We start from the raw sequence: 16,725 nt of genomic DNA, 5'->3' as shown, positions 1-16,725 counted from the left end.
GAATGGGCATCCAGATAATCGATGGCACAGATAGTTGAAAATAGTCAAATTTCACGATTTTATTCAAGCTACTGGGGGATCCACATGGAGGTCTTGATCTGTGGCAGCAATTTCCCAACGGGTAAACGTAACTTCAAAGCCCTCACGGGTTGGTGAACACGCAAACGGGCCTGCTTGATTCCCTGTAGGGTAGGGGAACCTCGCGACTCGAATCGTGCGCCATGTATCATGTTTTCTTCTGGCGCGAATAATGACTGCATCCTTCATGATTGATGCGCGCAGGGTAACTTCTTCTCCGACCCATTCAGGCACGGCCGCAAGCGACCAGTCGGAGTACCCATTCGTAACCACAACAGCAAGTTGGGGAATGCCATCGTTGATTTCAATGCCCGCTTTAATCCATTGTTCTGGACCGTGATAGAGGAGCAGACCCGCTTGATCATATAACCCTGTAAAGGAACCAAGCTCAAACGATACTTCAACAGCTGTGTTTTTGTCCCATGCGGCCAGAAGTGCAGGCCCGTCTTCAAACTCAAAGCCATATAAGGTTTTTTTCCAGAAGTCTTTCCCTTTCTCGGGTATAACCTTTAAACGATCGCCATCCTCTTGGAACGATAGTGGGGGATTCAGCCACACTCCTGCCTTCCATGCCATTCGCTCTCTGCTCGGTTGTGTCATCACTAAATTCTCTCCTTTTAGGATATGGATTCAAACTTTGTCTTCTGGTCGTTGGCCTTCCTTGTTTGCACCCCTAGCGGCTTGGCTGCTTGCGACAGCAATCCAGCAACCACAACTGTGATTAACACTACGATTAGAGCACGGAGTAGGCCGACAGATTGACCGAGTAGCCCTAATACGGGAGGGCCGACAAGGAAAGCGATGTAGCCGACCGTCGATACGGCGCCGACTCTTGCGGCAACGCCGCGGGGATCGTCACCTGCGGCAGACAGTCCCACAGGAAAACCGCATGCCGCGCCAAACCCCCAAAACACAATCCCTACAATCGCGATTACGTGATTATGTCCGAATATAACAAGAAGCAGTCCAATTATGGCGGAAATCGCGGATGCTCGCAGTATGACAACTCTGCCGAACCGATCTAGCAATGTACCACCGACTGCACGACAAAGGGTCATCGCGGCCACAAAGACGCCAAAACAGAATGACCCCATAGCAGGCGTAACGTTATAACCGTCCACCATAAGAAGTGGCAACCAGTCATTTGCTGATCCTTCCGCAAAAGCCATTCCAAGTACGATGATGCCAACCAAAATCGTACGCCGTTCTTTCCATATGGCCATACGATCTCTGACGCTCATTGACGGAGTTTTTGAATCACCGGATTCCTTCGCTGTGCCTGCTGGTACGAGTCGATATACATATAAAGTCGTAACCAGGACAACAGCCGCCGCAAGTGCCAGATGAATTGGGACCGATATGCCGATCTTAACAGCACCTGTTCCTGCCAATGAACCTAGCAGTGTACCCACGCTGAATGCTGCATGAAATCCAGTTAATAGCGACTTTTTGGCGACTTTCTCAACTGCCGTTCCCTCCACGTTCATCGCAACATCGCAGATTCCGCTTCCGAATCCAAAAACTGCTAATCCGAAAAACAAAATAATGCTGTTTGTAAGCAACGTACCGCCTATGCCTACAACCAGAAGCCCTACCGCATTTATGGACAGACCAGTCATCATGACAAAACGACCGCCTTTATGCGCAATTAAATGACTGGCACTCGTCAGGCCGACGATAGCACCGATGGACATCCCCAAAATGATCCAGCCCATCTGTGATGTGGTAGCTTCCAAAGCATCCCGAATGGCTGGTGTACGCGATACCCAAGAAGAGATCGTAAACCCTGGCAAAGCAAATATGAAATAAATAGCGATACGCCAAAGCCAAATTTGGCGGTTAGTTAATGAGCTATTCATGTTGGTGGTCCTCAGTCATTCCTTCTTCTGAAACAATTAACAACTCAACGTTGTTCTGTAGAAGAATTTCTACAAAAGCTTGTTCAGGTTGTTTATCCGTTATCAGCAAATCAATGGCTTCAAGCCCGCAGACCCGATAGAACATTTGTGCCCCGAATTTCGTATGGTCAGCTAACACGATAATTTGATTTGCTCGTTTAATCATCTCACGTTTGACAAACCCATCTTCTTCATTCAGGTAATAGAGTCCATCAAGTGTAATACTGCAAGCCCCAAGAAACAATTTATCTACTTGATAATCCCTTAGTTTGTCGATAGTCGCTTGTCCAAATAAGAATCTATGCTGAGGATGCAATTCTCCACCAAGAAGAAGCGTTCGAACAGCAGGCTTCTTGGAGAGTACATCTGCGTTATCGATTGAATTTGTAATAACGACTACATTTGTAGAGGTAAGATGTTCGGCAGCAAATTGGACCGTCGTTGAAGCATCCATCAGAATGAAGTCGCCATTGTTAACAAGAGAGGCCGCAAAGACCCCGATCCTGTGCTTTTCTTCGGATTCACGTACCAGACGTTCTCTGTATTCATGAACTTTATTCGCTTGTTTAGGGAGAATGGCTCCTCCATGCGTTCTGATGACCAGGCCCATCTCTTCCATCCTTAAAAGGTCACGGCGAGCTGTGTCTCGGGATACTCCGAAAATATGGCAAATATCTTGAATGCTAACACGCCCATGTTGCTTTAGATAATCAACAATTTTGTTGAGACGTTCTTCCTGATACAATGTATCCTCACCACCTCTTGTGGATATTTAAGTCTTTATAAGTCATTATAAGTGTTTATCATGCAATTGCAACTTGTTTTTTTAAGGCATCATCTGCTACAATGATCACAACTTCTCAAAAAGACTTGAAAAGCATTATGCTCTTTTTCCTTACAGTTCAGTATGCATGGTGATGAAAGGTGGGAGAAAACATTGGACATACCGAAAGAAAAGCATGTTTCCAGCTGGCGGCAACACGGCTTTGTTGTATATCCCAAAGCCGTGACTAACTTTTACGTTCTCCGTTATCTGCAATGGTTGATAAGAGGCGGAACGAATGCCGCGTATTCAACTCATCATCAATCGTTATGGGATATTCGAATGTATAAGCCTGTCTATCATGCCTTCAGCGAAGTTCTCGGCGATCAGGCATTAATGGTTAGTCTCGATCCGAAGGAGACTACTAAAATTCAAGGAAGGGTATGTCTGCAAAGCAACAGCCCTCAGAAAATTAATATGTGCGACCTCATTATTTTCGATGCGGAAAGATGTCACCTTGACCTTGATTTAGACTTGGATGCATTTTGGCTCCCCCTGACCATGATCCCCGCTAACGAATTCGATGACGTGACGATACAAGAAAGAGTGCAGTATTGGCATGCGAAACCGTTTCAGACATACCTCTCCCCATTAGGATGCAAATTGTTAGGACTCAAATCCTGGGAACCTAACTTACCATAAACCGATAAGGCTGCCGATTACTTCGGTGGCCTTATGTTTTGTCCTGGTTAATCTCCGCAAGATTATTGTTACTTTTTGTTTGTTTTCGATAATCTTGTGGAACTAAACCCAGTTGTTTTCGGAAAATGGATGTGAAGTAACTACCGCTTTGGAAACCACAAGCCAGTGCAATCTCGCTTATGGATCGTTTTGTTTCCTTCAGCATTTCACAACTTTTCTGAATTCGATATCTAGTTAGATATGTGTTAGGGGTTTGACCTACATACTTATTAAACAATGTGCAGCAGCGACTCCTGCAAACAGTTCCCGCCGATGCTATATCTTCAAGCGTTATTTTTTGCTCATAGTGTTGACGGATGAAATTGGTCATCTTCTGAACATTTGTCCACAATTGTATGTCTTCAGGTTGTCCTACCTTCGGTTGTAGGTGATCTCCGATTAAGGCACATAAAGATAAAGCTTGTGAAGCGAGGCGCAGCGGATTTGGGGAATTGGTACAGTGCATTTCATCATAGATCGTTTGAAGAGACAGCAATATGCTCTGTTGCCATGCAACTTGGTTTGTGAGCGATACAAAGTCGTCCGTTATTTGACTGAATTTTTCGTCCCAATAGGTTTGAAGTGGGGATACACCTTCGCCAAGTAGGGTGGGGTGAATGACAACAACAATGAACAAACAATCGACATGATCTTGGGAGAAACCAAAATGTAATCGGCGGCTGCTCACGAAAATTCCATTCCCTTGTTCTATGTGAGTAATATGTCCGTTAACAGAAAAATCCATTGATCCTTTTAGAACATAAATGAACTCTACATCTGAATGCCAATGAGCTGCAGCAGCATAATTATTAAATTGATGCAAACTTCCTTTACGAACATAAAGAGGCAAATCAGGAAGATTATAATCCAAGCGTTCCGATAAATCCGAAAACACTTCTAAATTTTTAATCAAATGGAACACTCCTTTGATCTATATACGATTTTTATAATAATATAGTCAATTTTGATGGATTGGACAATAATATTGTTCTATATTGATATCAATCAATTTAGCAGGAAGGAGTGAGGATAGAATAAGGTGAAAAATCATGTGCAGCTAACAACTCCCATTAACCGTGATTTTAATCGGGAGCTTATGAATCTCGTTATTCCCATTGCATTGTCAAATCTGATCTCAGCTACGGTCATTTCAATAGATGTTGTCATGATGGGCATGATCAGCCAAACTGCGATGTCGGCTGTATCGCTCGCAGGACAAATTACCTTTGCGTTGACCTTGTTTTACATGGGAATGTCCACAGGAGCAGGTATTCTTACTGCGCAGTATTGGGGTAAGAAAGATTTAGAAACTATACAGCGCGTTCTCAGTATTGCATGCACGTTATCGTTATGTATCTCTGTTATATTTTTTTCTGTTACGTTTTTAGTTCCGGAGACGCTAATGCGATTTTTTACGATGGATAACGAATTGATAGCGTATGGTTCAAGGTTCTTACAAATGATTTCGTTCTCGTATATTGCAATGGGCCTTTCGCAGATGTATCTCACCGTAATCAGAAGCATGGAAAATGCACGACTGAGTGCATCGATTAGCTCTATATGCTTAATTTTGAACATATTGTTCAATGCAATCTGCATCTTTTTTCTCTTTCCGACGATGCCTATGCTCGCGGTTGCGTCTGTTGCCCTTTCAACGGTTCTAGCTCGTTTCATTGAACTTGCCTTCTGTATTGTACATTCCTTTACCAAAGGGTCGATTCGCTTCCGACTTCCTACTCCTAAAGGCAGTCAGCGTAATTTATTAAAGGATTTCTGGAAATATACCTTGCCTGTCCAAGGCAATTATATTGTTTGGGGCATTGCTTTAACTGCGACAGCCGCAATTATCGGTCATGTAAACTCTGACATGGTTGCAGCGAATTCGGTGGCATCCATGGTCAAGAACCTGGCGATTGTACTATGTGGAGGCATTGCCAGCGGCGGATCTGTATTAATTGGAAAATATTTGGGGCAGGGAGAGATTGAGAAGGCGAAGCATGCGGGCAATAGGATGAGCCTGTACGCTTTGATTTTTGGATTTATTGCAGGATGTACGATTTTGGCACTGAAACCACTGGTTTTCTCTATCGTGAGCTTGAACACTACTGCACAAAATTACTTGGATGGCATGCTGTATATCAGTGCTTTTTATTGTATTGCCAAGTCGATGAATGCCACGACAATTGCGGGTATATTTACTGCTGGCGGCGATTCTAAATTTGGGTTTTGGTGCGATACTGTTGTGATGTGGGGCATTATATTACCACTCGGCTACTTATGTGCTTTTATTTACCAAGTACCTCCCATCGTGTTGTATATCGTAATTAGTTTGGATGAGGTCGTTAAACTTCCTGTTACTTATATCAGATATCGTCAATACAAATGGTTGAACAATATTACAAGAAAAATATAAATCTTATCCAGAGGGGACTATTGCATGAATATTCAAGAGCGAATGAAGAACGGTCAATTGTTTACCGATCACGATTCTAATTACCCAGAGGAAGCTGCTGCTCTAGCTCGTGCACGCCAGCGTGGCAAGGCTCTGTGCTACGAAATCAATCGATTGCATCCCGATGATTTGGATGGACGGAAATTGTTGATGAAACAGCTTTTTGGGAGCATGGGTGAACATGTATGGATGGAGCCTCCAATCCATATGTCCTACGGGTCGAATACTACGGTAGGCAATAATGTGTACATCAACTTTAATTTAACGGTTGTCGATGATTATAAGGTTACGATCGGGAATGATGTGATGTTTGGCCCAAATGTAACAATCGCTGTGACCAACCATCCGGTGCACCCGCAAATGCGTAAAGAAGGCGGAATGTTTGCCTTGCCGGTCGTTATCGAAGATGGAGTTTGGATCGGTAGCGGAGCAATTATTTTACCAGGTGTTACAATCGGAAAGGGAAGTGTCATTGGGGGTGGCAGTGTGGTAACTAAAGATATTCCAGCCAATGTAATAGCAGTAGGTAATCCCTGCAAGGTCCTCCGAGAGATTACGGATCATGACAAAATCTTTTACTACAAAAACATGCGTATTGATCAGGTAGAATGGTAAAAACAAAATAATTAAAAATGTGATATTGACGATTTGCAATACAACCACCCTACGACTTTTGAGACAAAAGTTTCGGTCGAATAAATTGGAGATGAACATATGACTGAAGAAGAACGAATTTTTAAGGGGATTTTATTCAGTCCTGGTAATCCCGAGTTAAAGGCTATAAAGCTCCGTGCACATAACCTTAGCAGTCAATATAGTCGCACTTTTGAGGATCAGACAGAGGAACGCGAAGAGATACTTGAACAGCTGCTTGGCAAGATGGGGGAACGCAGCTTCATTCAGGGGCCTATTTTCTTTCATTACGGGGTTCACACAGAAATCGGAAATCACTTTTTTGGCAACTACAATCTTACTGTACAGGACGATGCAAAGGTTACCATTGGGAATAATGTCAGTTTTGGGCCTAATGTAACGATTGTTACACCCATTCATCCGTTCATCGCCTCTGAACGTAGGCAAATGCTTGATCAAAATGGTGATCTTAAGTCGCTATGTTACGCCAAGCCTGTGACGATCGGAAACGATGTGTGGCTCTCAGCCAATGTAACGGTATGCGGCGGTGTTACTATTGGAGACGGATGCGTTATAGGAGCAGGTAGTGTGGTGACTCAAGATATCCCAGAAGGCTCCTTTGCCGCAGGTGTTCCATGCCGAGTAATTCGCCAGATCACACAAGCGGACAGTATGCGATTTAAACCGGAAGTGTTGGCAGATTGCCGTGTGGTTACGGATTAAGAGTCATAAGAGATTGGAGAAAACAATAAAATGGTCTTCAGGGTTAAAATAAAACAAAGAGCAATTATGCCCCGGCAGCTGCTCTTTGTTTTAATTATCGCTTCGGCAACAAATTCACATATTGATCCGACAATTTCATCAAGGTCATGACGTAGTCATAATCGCTCTTGTAGGTCTGGAAATCAGCTACAGGCTGAAGAGTCTGCAAGGAAACAGCCGTTCCGTCATCGAATCCTTTTCCAGGGATAAACAGAATATGATCATTGAAAAAGGAGCCGGTAGGCAAATAATATCTCATGCCGAAGGCATTTTTCCGGATATTTAACAGATCCTGACCAAAGTGGACGAAGCCCTCATCCTTCAAAGAAATGCCAAGCAGGTTGGCAATCGTCGGCATAATATCGAGCTGTCCCCCAACTTGATTCATCACTTGACCTTTAGTTTGGCCCGGCATATGGATAAACAGCGGGATGTTAAAGCGGGTGATTCTTTCATGATAAGTGATCCCCAGCTCGCTGCCAAGTACATCCGGCTTAATGTCTTCCGGCTGCAGCCCGAAATGGTCGCCATAAGCGATGAAAAGGGTTTGATCCCACAGGCCGGTGCTCTTCAGCTTATCAATAAACGTCCCAAGCGCATAATCGGCGTAATTGGCAGCTTCCAGATAGTTACCGATCTCCTGTCCCTGTAAGGCAGCCGGTATTGACATTTTCTCGAATGTAACCGGAACAAGGAATGGGAAGTGGCTCGATACGGTTATAAACTGCGCGTAAAAGGGCTTTTTTTGATTGTGCAGTTCGGTAAGCTTCTCGAAGCCTACGCGGAACAATTCTTCGTCGGAAGCCCCGAAAGAATTGAAATTGTCGTTCGAATAATACGGCTTGTCAAAATAATGCGTAAACCCGATTGCAGGATATAACTTAATCCGATCCCAAAAATGAATATCGTTGACATGAAACGTATCCGCTTCGTATCCTTTACCCTCAAGAAGCTTTGGAAGACTGGGGAGTTGCCGATCGCCGAAACCTGTTGACATGGGAATCGTCCCCGTAGGATAAATGGATGTATTGGACATGAATTCAGCGTCGGATGTATTGCCTTGGCCGATCTGCTGGAAAACATGCGGGAAGTAGAAGCTTTCCTGAGCCAGCTTATTAATCACAGGCGTCAGCTCCTTACCCTGGTAGGAGAGATTAATCAAAAAGTTTTGAAAAGCCTCCAGCTGAACGACTATGACGTTCATTCCCTGCTGGGCTGCGAAATAGTTCGGCTTTTGATCAGGGCTTGCCGTTGGATTATATCCATAACCGGCTTCCACCTGATTGATCACTATTCGTGCTTGCGTCAAATTCGAGAATGTCATTTTGCTTTTTTCGGTTATCCCGTTGACGGCCACGGTTACCTCGTAATTCATAAGACCAAGCTGCTCGGCCCGTACCAGCTCATTCGTGATGCCTTTGTCCATTCTAACGAACCAGGCGCAGATCCCCAAACAGACCAGGGTTATAACCACGAAAGACAATCGCCGCACAGGCCGGTCGTTGCTCAGGAGCGGGCCGCGCTTCCGAACTGCAAGCCAAATCACGAGGCCAAGTACGAGATCCACAAAAAATAAGTAATCCAACGGATGAATCGTCGCTTTGATACTCGACGAAATTTGCATAAGCTGTTTGATTTCAAGGATGGAGGTATAGGTAACAACCGATCCGAAATGCTCAAAATAAAGGGTAGCCGCAAAACAGATTAGCGACAAAGTGGCATTGAAAACCCAATACGCATACCGCTTGGCGCGATGGGAGAAGCAAATCTCTATGATTCCAGTAAATACAAGGAGACTTGCCAAATCCAGAAGCCACCACTTCAAATCGACTTTCTCAAAAAGAAAGTAACGCAGTAATGCGAACTTCACCCACAAAATAAAGGTAAATACATAAAATAAATATCCCCCTGCCCTGATCCCGGACTGCGTCATGGTACCTCCTACATTGTGCGTATAAATTTCAAATATGTCTTATTGCTTTTTTTAACCAAAAAGACCGAATCTAAACATTCCAACCGTATACCGGCCGAACTTATTTGCGAATATGAAAAAAGGGGACCAGAGAAATTGAGTTTACATGAAGGGGAAGGCAACGGAACTCATGGTGCAAGCGGCTAAATGAAACCCTGGGAAAGGTGGTGGATGTCGCCGCGGGAATGGGGGAGTAGTCCATAATGGCGGGGAATTTAATGCCATTCAAAAGTTGACCGTTTAATCATATTCCAAATTTAAATTACAAATATTTCTAATATTTGTAGTATAATAATAAATAAAGCAGTAAGGTGGGATCTCAGCATGAAGAAGAATCAAATAATTGTTATCAGCCTAGCAAGTCTTATCTTAATTAGTGGGTGTTCTCAGGCAACTAATCAGGTATCACAAACAACTCCAACTTCAGACAATAGACAAGTTTCACAAAAAGAGCCTGCTATTGGAATGAATGCTCTGGAATTATCAAACTCTAGATGGGGTATGCCTAATGATATTATTAATACTACTACTGGGGGGCCCGCCAACAAAACTACTGCATCACAAAAATGGGTTTACTCAGGGTATAGATACGTTTATCTAGAAAATAATGTTGTTACAGCAATACAATGATTCAATCAAGGCATCTCAGCAGAGGTGCTTTTTATTGTGCTTATTTTTAAAGAGCTATGCCTGCGGATAGAGAAGGGTGGCGTTAGACCCATTTTGTTAAACCCAACAACGTTCGATTGGAATTTGAACATTACGCTCACTGGGAACGTTAGCACAATAAACAGGGAGCAGTGATAAATAGGTGATCGTAGATATAGATTTTCTAACCCAACAAAATCAGCGGTTGGAACGAGGATGAAATTAGAAAGCTCGATAGCGGGGAAATTACTTATCCTAGCTATTTGCAAACTCGAAAAAAACAACAGTAAACTCATACTAAACTGGTACCCACTTACTAGACACTTTGAAGAAAGGTGTTCGGCAGTGGGTGCCTTTTTGTATCCAGGAATTATCTGCGGCGGAAGTATGATCGTTATGCTTATCACGTATAATATGATAATCCTGTCATTTCAAACGTGTAAAATTATGCATTCGACAATTGGATTTAGGAACTGGAGGACGATACATGTTCGGAGCAACTCTTCTTGTGGTTGATGACGAGAAGGAAATTATAGATCTGCTAAAAATATACTTAAACAATGAAGGGTATCAGTTACTAACGGCGAGCGATGGTATTGAAGCATTGGAGATTTTACAAACACAAACTGTCGATTTGATCATCCTTGATGTGATGATGCCGCGTATGGACGGTATTGAGACATGTATGAAAATACGAGAGGAAAAACAGATGCCGATTATTTTATTATCGGCAAAAGGACAAGATATCGACAAGATTACAGGACTCAGTATCGGGGCCGACGATTACGTCGTTAAACCATTCAGCCCCTTGGAAATACTTGCTAGAGTCAAATCTCACCTTCGCCGCTTCAAGCATTTCAATACAGGGCAAGGCAAAAACGAGAATGAAATTACAATCGATGAGATCACGATTAATTTGGCAACTCATAAAGTGTTTGTTGAAAGTAACCAGATCAAATTGACGCCGCGTGAGTTCGCCATTTTACAGCTGCTTGCCCAAAACCGAGGTAATGTTCTAAGTATGGAGCAAATTTACGAAGCTGTATGGAACGACCCTTTCTTTGAATCAAATAATACGGTCATGGTTCATATTCGCAAAATCCGAGAGAAAATCGAAAAAGATCCAAGCTCTCCACAATACGTCAAAACAGTATGGGGCATAGGCTATACAATTGAGTAAACTTCACATTTAATGGCAAGATCGGAGAATCGTTATGAAAACAAATTTCATCTACACGATGCGCTGGAAATTCATTCTAGTGTTCGTACTCAGTATTGCATCCGTTGTCATTACTTTATTAATCGCTTACCAAGTATTCTTGCGCCTTGTTTTCATAAAGCCCTTTTCCATTCCGATTCGCTGGGTCGTTAATCATATAGGCTCCTCGCCGGTTTTGGTCGTTGTCGGTTCTCTGCTTTTTATTGTTTTTTTCTTCACGTATAGCAGGAAAATATTCGCTTTTTTGGAGGAAATCACGCTCGGACTTAAAGAAATATCCCAAGGAAATCTGTCATATGAGATTACAACCAAAACATCAGATGAATTGGGAGTCTTAGCTGAACATTTTAATCAAATGACGAAAAAGCTAAGGAAGTCGATCGAAGAAGAACGAAATGCTGAAAAAGCGAAAAATGAGTTAATCACGGGCGTATCCCACGATCTGCGTACTCCGCTTACTTCTGTTCTTGGGTATTTGGAACTGATTGAGACAGATCGTTATAAAGACGAAGTGGAACTTCGGTATTATACGAATATTGCTTATGAAAAATCGAAAAGCCTAAAGAAACTGATCGACCACCTTTTTGAATACACGTCACTTAGCGGGGAAGGCATTAAGCTTCAATTGAAAAAAGTAAACATTATTAGCTTCTTGAAACAATTGGTGGAGGAATTTACACCTCTATTAAAGAAAGCAGGCATGTCTTGCCGGTTGAACACAGCAGAAGATACTTTGTATGTACAAGCTGATGGACATCAATTAATGCGTGCATACGAAAATATCATTTCAAATGCGATTCGATATGGCAGTGTAGGCATTTATATCGATATTTTGATTGCTCGTGAGCACGATCAGGCAGTCGTAGAAATTGTAAATTACGGCGAACCCATCTCAGAGCGTGATTTGCCTTATATATTTGAACGATTTTATCGCGCAGACAAATCACGATCTTCTGATAACGGGGGAACTGGGCTTGGACTGGCAATTACTAAAGGAATTATAGAAATCCACGGAGGACGAATATCTGCGCGCAGCAACTTCAAGGAAACGGCCTTTGTTACCAAGCTCCCTCTAACAATCTAAAAGAAATTGAATGTTTTGGGACTAATTGTCAAAATTATTTGGTTGGGGGTAAGCAAAAGCTTACCTCTTATTTGCCTATGGCATAATCTTAAATTTTCTTAAGAAATAATTAAGCATCCCATAACTCGCAGCATAAAAAACATTAACATCTCTCAGATATACTGTGAATGTCAGTAAGGAAGTCCAATAAGTCCGATCAATTATTAACAATACATTTACGAGGAGATCAATATGTTACCTAAAAGAATGTTTATTACGCCGTTACTTATCACTGCCATGCTTGGAGTGGGCTCAGGATGTAGTAATATACCAAAAGTAAAATCTGATGAGGCAGGAGCTGCATTGGGAACTGTAAAGCGCGAGCCTAACGTTGTTAAATCCATTGAAAATCTTAAAGATGGGTATGACTTGATTGTAGTTGGTACAGATCCTGAAGGGATCACAGCAGCTGTCTCTGCGGCGCGCAATGGGCTTCAAACACTGCTGATTGATACTCGGAATCGCCAGCTGTTGGGCGGACTGATGACGGTTGGTTGGTTAAACAGCGTCGATATGAACTGGGACAGAACATCATCTTCGCTACCAGGTCAAGAACAAGATTATTTTAACAAAGGCATTTTTACGGAATGGTATAAAAAAACAGAAGGCCACTCCTTCGATGTAACGACAGCAGCCAATGCATTTGATGACTTGGTTCGGAATGAGAAAAACATTGATCTGTATATGAAAGCTTCGTCCGTAGAGCCCATCGTCAAAAAAGAAGGTACAAACAGCTTGGTAGAGGGTCTAACGGTAACGAAACCGGATGGGTCTAAACAGAAGGTGATCGCCAAAGCAATCGTTGATGCAACGCAAGATGCGGATGTGGCAGCGGCTTCAGGTGCTTCGTTTACAATCGGACGCGAAGATTTGGGCGATGAAAAATCACGAATGGCGGTTACCGCTGTGTTCCGTTTGAAGAATATCGATGATAAAGCTTGGAGTCTGATTGCCAAACGGTTAAACGGAGACAACGACAGTAATACAGGGGTCAGCAAAATGTCCGCATGGGGCTATGGCAATGAAATGAAGGATTATGTGCCGGTAGACAAAGAGCGTGCGAAAATGCGTGGACTTAATATAGGCAGACAGCTTGATGGAACGATTCTGATCAACGCTCTGCAAATATTCGGAATCGACGGCTTAAACCCGCAGTCTGTCAAAGAAGGAATGGATATTGCCAATAAAGAACTCCCGAATGTTGTGAATTATTTGAAGAAATTCGAAGAATTTAAAAACATTGAATTAAGCGGTGTCGCACCTGAGCTTTACGTCCGAGAGACACGGCATATGAACGGTTTGTATCGTTTAAATGTGATCGATCTGCTGGAAAATCGTGATCAATGGGATCGTATTGCTTTCGGGTCATATCCTGCTGATATTCAGAGAACTTCACCGACGGATAACGGTGCTGTTGTGGTGGACCCATTGAAATATGCGGTACCGTTTCGCAGCATTGTACCTAACAATGTGGATGGGATTCTCGTCGTAGGAAGATCCGCAAGCTATGACACGCTTGCACACGGCAGTGCGCGCGTCATTCCGGTTGGAATGGCAGAAGGTCAAGCCGCGGGCGCAGCAGTCAAGTTGGCTGTCGAGCAAGGAGTCAATTTCCGCACAATGGCTGATTCGAAACCTCTGATCGCAGAGCTCCAAAAACGGCTCAACGATCAAGGCATGGATCTCAAGCCATATAAGACAGAGCAGCAAAGCTATATGAAACATAAAGAGTATGCAGGCTTGAAAGCAGCTGTCTATCTGGGGTTGGCTGTAGGATCCTATAATAACGAAGCATTCAAGCTGGACAACCCTTCTAATGCGCAGCGGATTGTAAATGAGATGATCATCATAAAGAAAAAGTACAAGCAATACTTTGCAGGAGATCCTTCTGCAGCTGTGAAGAATGTGAATGAACCTACGAAACAAGTGCTTACTTTACAACAGGCTTGCTATACGATCGCTTTAGGGGTTGGGTTGCACACAACTGTCGAAAACGCTCAGGCTGATTTAGTAAACAAGGGATTGCTTAACCAAACGACGATCGCACTCATTGGAGATCCAAATAAATTGAAAGATGGAGATGTCTTCATGATGCTCAAAGATACCGTCGAGAAATTGAGCGGTTTTACATTTAAATGAGAAAGAATCTGGAGTCGCAATATACAATATAAAGTGAACTTCTATTAAGGGACAGCGCCGATCTGTCCTTTTTTGTTGTTTTCAAAGCTATAACAAAAGAGGCAGGAATATTCTTAGAATGGCTCACATTTGATAAAAATGGAAACTACGAGTCTTTTTAAAAGACAAGAAGTTATACTGTTTCCAATATTGGACATGAAGAAGATACCATTCCCGTAGTTGCTAAACGATACAGCTTGAGGGTCAACAGAATAATAGCGCTGTTACTAAAACTCTAACGGGAGGATAAATTCTATATTGCTCATCAACGTGGATATGTAATAAGATTGATTTTGTATTTCAATCGCACATCTGAAGAAGGTGGACATCATGTGGCTAATTATTGTCATTCTTTTATTGATCTTTTTTGCGCCAGTTCTGGGCATCTCTCTAACCTATGGTTTTGGTATCATATTGATGTTAAGTATTCCAATTCTGCTTGTTTTATGCGGTGTCGCTCTCCTTATACTATGGCCAATCAATAAGTATTTTAATAATCCTGACAATGAGCTTAAATATCAAGCATGGTTGATTCTTTATTTGCTAAAGGCGATGCGAAGAGAAGACGAGAAAATGGCACTATTACAACTGAAGAGTCCAATGCTGTCATTCAATACTTTAATGAACACCGCTCATTTAAAGACTGCCCTACATATTTGTCGCTCTCACCGCTGCAGAAGCAGACCATGCTTAAAAGCATGCGTTCGTATGATTCTTGGAGCGTCGCTAACGGGAGACGTTAGTGAAACATTTCTCGGTAGCTCAAAAAAGAGGGGGTAAAGAATTTGGAGAACAAACTAACTCCTAAGCAACAAAAACGACAGTAAGAGCGTGAAATTATTGACGAGTATCACAAATTAGTAACTGAACAAGCACTGGAACCCTTGTACCAATCTTTTTTGGATTGGAAATCAGAGAAATTACCTTACTTTGAACTAACTGAACTAATTCATCTATTCCATAAGAAGAATCAGGAGATCTACAAGGATTTTACGTACACAGATAATAAAAACCTCCTTCTACTTGCAAAAATGAAATTGGGCCGTTTAACCAACGATGATATTAAAGAAAATAAGCGCCTTCTAGAATTTTGGGGATATGAGAACAGTACCTCTAGTTAATTTAATGTAAGCCATTCTGTATGGCCCCGGCGGAACAAAGAAGTCATTCACAAGGAGCAGACAGCGAGGATCTGTTCCCTTGCATTCATTAAACTATTGGCAGGATAGAATAAGATTATAAGGATGGTAGATAGTAGGATACAATAGAAATATCAAAAGGCTCGAATCGGGAACTCCTATATCTCTTGATGAATGGAAACATTGTATCATCAACGATCCAGAAATGACGTATAGTGATTCTATCGAAATTCAAAACCCAATGACTAATAAGCTAATGAAAATTGATGCAGAAGGTATGGGAATTTGGATTACAACTTTTAATGATGAACAGCACAAAATAACATTTTCATTTCAAAAAGATAGAAATGGTAACTATATCACTGTAAGATATGTCGATGACTTTCAAATTCCAAAAATGAAAGAAATAGCTAATAATTTAAACGCAATTTTAGTTGGTGATGAGGGCGAAGAATACTAATGATTTTACTGCTACGGGATTTTCATAGGAATGGGGACGCCGCAGGACAGCTCAGCGACGGCGATCGCTTGCTGTGGTATGGCTAGAACTTGTGGGGTTCCTTCCGGAGAGCGCCCCGGAGCGGGAGCGATTCGCGCAAGCGGTGGTCCGCTGCATGAAGTCGCTGACAGAGAATTACTTGACGAGCGATGATCTGGAGACGTCGATGACGCACCTAATAGTTGTCAGTTGACAATGGCGAGCAGGGTGGGGGTCTCTACAGGGAGCCTTAACTTCCTTGCTACGAATATGGAATCGAGTTTCGACGATTCCATATTCGATAGCAAGGAAGTTTTTTTATTTCCAAATATACGGCAAAGAAAATCGAAGGAAGGAATCATAACAATGAAATACAGAATTTTGGTTTTGTTTTCGTGGAGACATCGAGTCATCCTGATGATCGCTGGTGTACCTACGGCTGTAACAGGCTTGTTGTATTACCAATCCCTGCGATATATTCCCAATTCACTAGCCATTCTGTTGCTATTCCAATTCACATGGATGGGGGTATTGATCAATTCGGTCGAACAGAGGCGGCGTCCGAACGGCATTATGTTGATCACACTGACCGTCCTGTTTGGAGGGACATTGCTAGCGGCCGGCATACTCGATCAAGGCTT

General features: G+C 42.6%; 16 protein-coding genes and 1 pseudogene. 12 read left to right on the top strand and 5 right to left on the bottom strand.

Translation table 11 applies throughout. The features are described from left to right. Positions 1-63: 63 nt before the first annotated feature. The 3 genes from GC097_RS00580 to GC097_RS00570 are packed head-to-tail and all read right to left on the bottom strand — an operon-like array spanning position 64 to position 2,721. A complete protein-coding gene (locus GC097_RS00580) occupies positions 64-678 on the bottom strand; it encodes a DUF1349 domain-containing protein (RefSeq protein ID WP_171681753.1) in 615 nt (204 codons plus the stop codon). 17 nt (positions 679-695) lie between these two features. Then, the gene (locus GC097_RS00575; RefSeq protein WP_171681410.1) at positions 696-1,937 is read right to left on the bottom strand and encodes an MFS transporter; all 1,242 of its coding nucleotides are present in this window, start codon (positions 1,935-1,937) and stop codon (positions 696-698) included. Next, positions 1,930-2,721 carry a DeoR/GlpR family DNA-binding transcription regulator gene (locus GC097_RS00570; protein WP_171681409.1) on the bottom strand — a complete coding sequence of 264 codons (792 nt, stop codon included), beginning with the start codon at positions 2,719-2,721 and terminating at the stop codon, positions 1,930-1,932. Before GC097_RS00570 ends, GC097_RS00575 begins: the two co-directional genes overlap by 8 nt. A 192-nt stretch (positions 2,722-2,913) precedes the next feature. Here GC097_RS00570 and GC097_RS00565 point away from each other — a divergent pair, with 192 nt between their 5' ends. Next, positions 2,914-3,441 carry a hypothetical protein gene (locus GC097_RS00565; RefSeq protein WP_171681408.1) on the top strand — a complete coding sequence of 176 codons (528 nt, stop codon included), beginning with the start codon at positions 2,914-2,916 and terminating at the stop codon, positions 3,439-3,441. A 31-nt stretch (positions 3,442-3,472) separates the two neighbouring features. Here the strand turns inward: GC097_RS00565 and GC097_RS00560 are convergent, their stop codons facing one another. Further along, positions 3,473-4,393 carry a helix-turn-helix transcriptional regulator gene (locus GC097_RS00560; RefSeq protein WP_216625608.1) on the bottom strand — a complete coding sequence of 307 codons (921 nt, stop codon included), beginning with the start codon at positions 4,391-4,393 and terminating at the stop codon, positions 3,473-3,475. 138 nt (positions 4,394-4,531) lie between these two features. Here GC097_RS00560 and GC097_RS00555 point away from each other — a divergent pair, with 138 nt between their 5' ends. The 3 genes from GC097_RS00555 (at position 4,532) to GC097_RS00545 (ending at position 7,288) form a co-directional block, all read left to right on the top strand. After that, positions 4,532-5,893: an MATE family efflux transporter gene (locus GC097_RS00555; protein WP_312875585.1), complete on the top strand. Its 1,362-nt coding sequence runs from the start codon at positions 4,532-4,534 to the stop codon at positions 5,891-5,893. A 24-nt stretch (positions 5,894-5,917) separates the two neighbouring features. After that, positions 5,918-6,547, top strand: coding sequence for a DapH/DapD/GlmU-related protein (locus GC097_RS00550; RefSeq protein ID WP_171681407.1), 630 nt, complete (start codon positions 5,918-5,920; stop codon positions 6,545-6,547). Between the two features lie 99 nt (positions 6,548-6,646). Beyond that, complete coding sequence (locus GC097_RS00545) at positions 6,647-7,288, top strand: sugar O-acetyltransferase (RefSeq protein WP_171681406.1); 642 nt, start codon at positions 6,647-6,649, stop codon at positions 7,286-7,288. A gap of 94 nt (positions 7,289-7,382) precedes the next feature. On the opposite strand, the gene GC097_RS00540 is transcribed toward GC097_RS00545, so the two are convergent. Beyond that, positions 7,383-9,260 carry an LTA synthase family protein gene (locus GC097_RS00540; RefSeq protein WP_171681405.1) on the bottom strand — a complete coding sequence of 626 codons (1,878 nt, stop codon included), beginning with the start codon at positions 9,258-9,260 and terminating at the stop codon, positions 7,383-7,385. Between the two features lie 363 nt (positions 9,261-9,623). On the opposite strand from GC097_RS00540, the gene GC097_RS00535 reads away from it, so the two are divergent. The 8 genes and pseudogenes from GC097_RS00535 to GC097_RS00500 form a co-directional block, all read left to right on the top strand. Continuing rightward, positions 9,624-9,929, top strand: coding sequence for a hypothetical protein (locus GC097_RS00535; RefSeq protein WP_171681404.1), 306 nt, complete (start codon positions 9,624-9,626; stop codon positions 9,927-9,929). Positions 9,930-10,434: 505 nt separating this feature from the next. Beyond that, a complete protein-coding gene (locus GC097_RS00530) occupies positions 10,435-11,127 on the top strand; it encodes a response regulator transcription factor (RefSeq protein WP_171681403.1) in 693 nt (230 codons plus the stop codon). 34 nt (positions 11,128-11,161) lie between these two features. Continuing rightward, entirely contained in the window at positions 11,162-12,250 is a 1,089-nt protein-coding gene (locus tag GC097_RS00525; RefSeq protein WP_171681402.1) for a sensor histidine kinase, read from the top strand. A gap of 231 nt (positions 12,251-12,481) precedes the next feature. Beyond that, complete coding sequence (locus GC097_RS00520; protein WP_171681401.1) at positions 12,482-14,428, top strand: FAD-dependent oxidoreductase; 1,947 nt, start codon at positions 12,482-12,484, stop codon at positions 14,426-14,428. 369 nt (positions 14,429-14,797) lie between these two features. Beyond that, on the top strand, positions 14,798-15,247 hold the full coding sequence (locus tag GC097_RS00515; protein ID WP_171681400.1) for a hypothetical protein: 450 nt from the start codon (positions 14,798-14,800) through the stop codon (positions 15,245-15,247). 564 nt (positions 15,248-15,811) lie between these two features. Next, positions 15,812-16,066 (top strand): hypothetical protein, encoded by a 255-nt coding sequence (locus GC097_RS00510; protein WP_171681399.1) that lies wholly within the window; start codon positions 15,812-15,814, stop codon positions 16,064-16,066. Positions 16,067-16,096: 30 nt separating this feature from the next. Continuing rightward, on the top strand, positions 16,097-16,258 hold the full coding sequence (locus tag GC097_RS00505; protein WP_171681398.1) for a hypothetical protein: 162 nt from the start codon (positions 16,097-16,099) through the stop codon (positions 16,256-16,258). A 192-nt stretch (positions 16,259-16,450) separates the two neighbouring features. Beyond that, a pseudogene (locus tag GC097_RS00500) lies at positions 16,451-16,725 on the top strand (EamA family transporter); the annotation flags it as partial.

Source organism: Paenibacillus planticolens (assembly GCF_013141725.1).
Taxonomy (GTDB): Bacteria; Bacillota; Bacilli; order Paenibacillales; family NBRC-103111; genus Paenibacillus_E; species Paenibacillus_E planticolens.
The sequence above is the reverse complement of the archived record's forward strand: the minus strand, read 5'-3'. Positions and strand labels throughout refer to the sequence as shown.

Bases quoted from the DNA above. Each gene is read 5' to 3' on its own strand.
- GC097_RS00580 (WP_171681753.1), bottom strand. From the start codon at position 678: ATGACACAACCGAGCAGAGAGCGAATGGCATGGAAGGCAGGAGTGTGG.
- GC097_RS00520 (WP_171681401.1), top strand. From the start codon at position 12,482: ATGTTACCTAAAAGAATGTTTATTACGCCGTTACTTATCACTGCCATG.
- GC097_RS00575 (WP_171681410.1), bottom strand. From the start codon at position 1,937: ATGAATAGCTCATTAACTAACCGCCAAATTTGGCTTTGGCGTATCGCT.
- GC097_RS00540 (WP_171681405.1), bottom strand. From the start codon at position 9,260: ATGACGCAGTCCGGGATCAGGGCAGGGGGATATTTATTTTATGTATTT.
- GC097_RS00515 (WP_171681400.1), top strand. From the start codon at position 14,798: ATGTGGCTAATTATTGTCATTCTTTTATTGATCTTTTTTGCGCCAGTT.
- GC097_RS00505 (WP_171681398.1), top strand. From the start codon at position 16,097: ATGGGGACGCCGCAGGACAGCTCAGCGACGGCGATCGCTTGCTGTGGT.
- GC097_RS00535 (WP_171681404.1), top strand. From the start codon at position 9,624: ATGAAGAAGAATCAAATAATTGTTATCAGCCTAGCAAGTCTTATCTTA.
- GC097_RS00545 (WP_171681406.1), top strand. From the start codon at position 6,647: ATGACTGAAGAAGAACGAATTTTTAAGGGGATTTTATTCAGTCCTGGT.
- GC097_RS00530 (WP_171681403.1), top strand. From the start codon at position 10,435: ATGTTCGGAGCAACTCTTCTTGTGGTTGATGACGAGAAGGAAATTATA.
- GC097_RS00550 (WP_171681407.1), top strand. From the start codon at position 5,918: ATGAATATTCAAGAGCGAATGAAGAACGGTCAATTGTTTACCGATCAC.
- GC097_RS00525 (WP_171681402.1), top strand. From the start codon at position 11,162: ATGAAAACAAATTTCATCTACACGATGCGCTGGAAATTCATTCTAGTG.
- GC097_RS00510 (WP_171681399.1), top strand. From the start codon at position 15,812: ATGACGTATAGTGATTCTATCGAAATTCAAAACCCAATGACTAATAAG.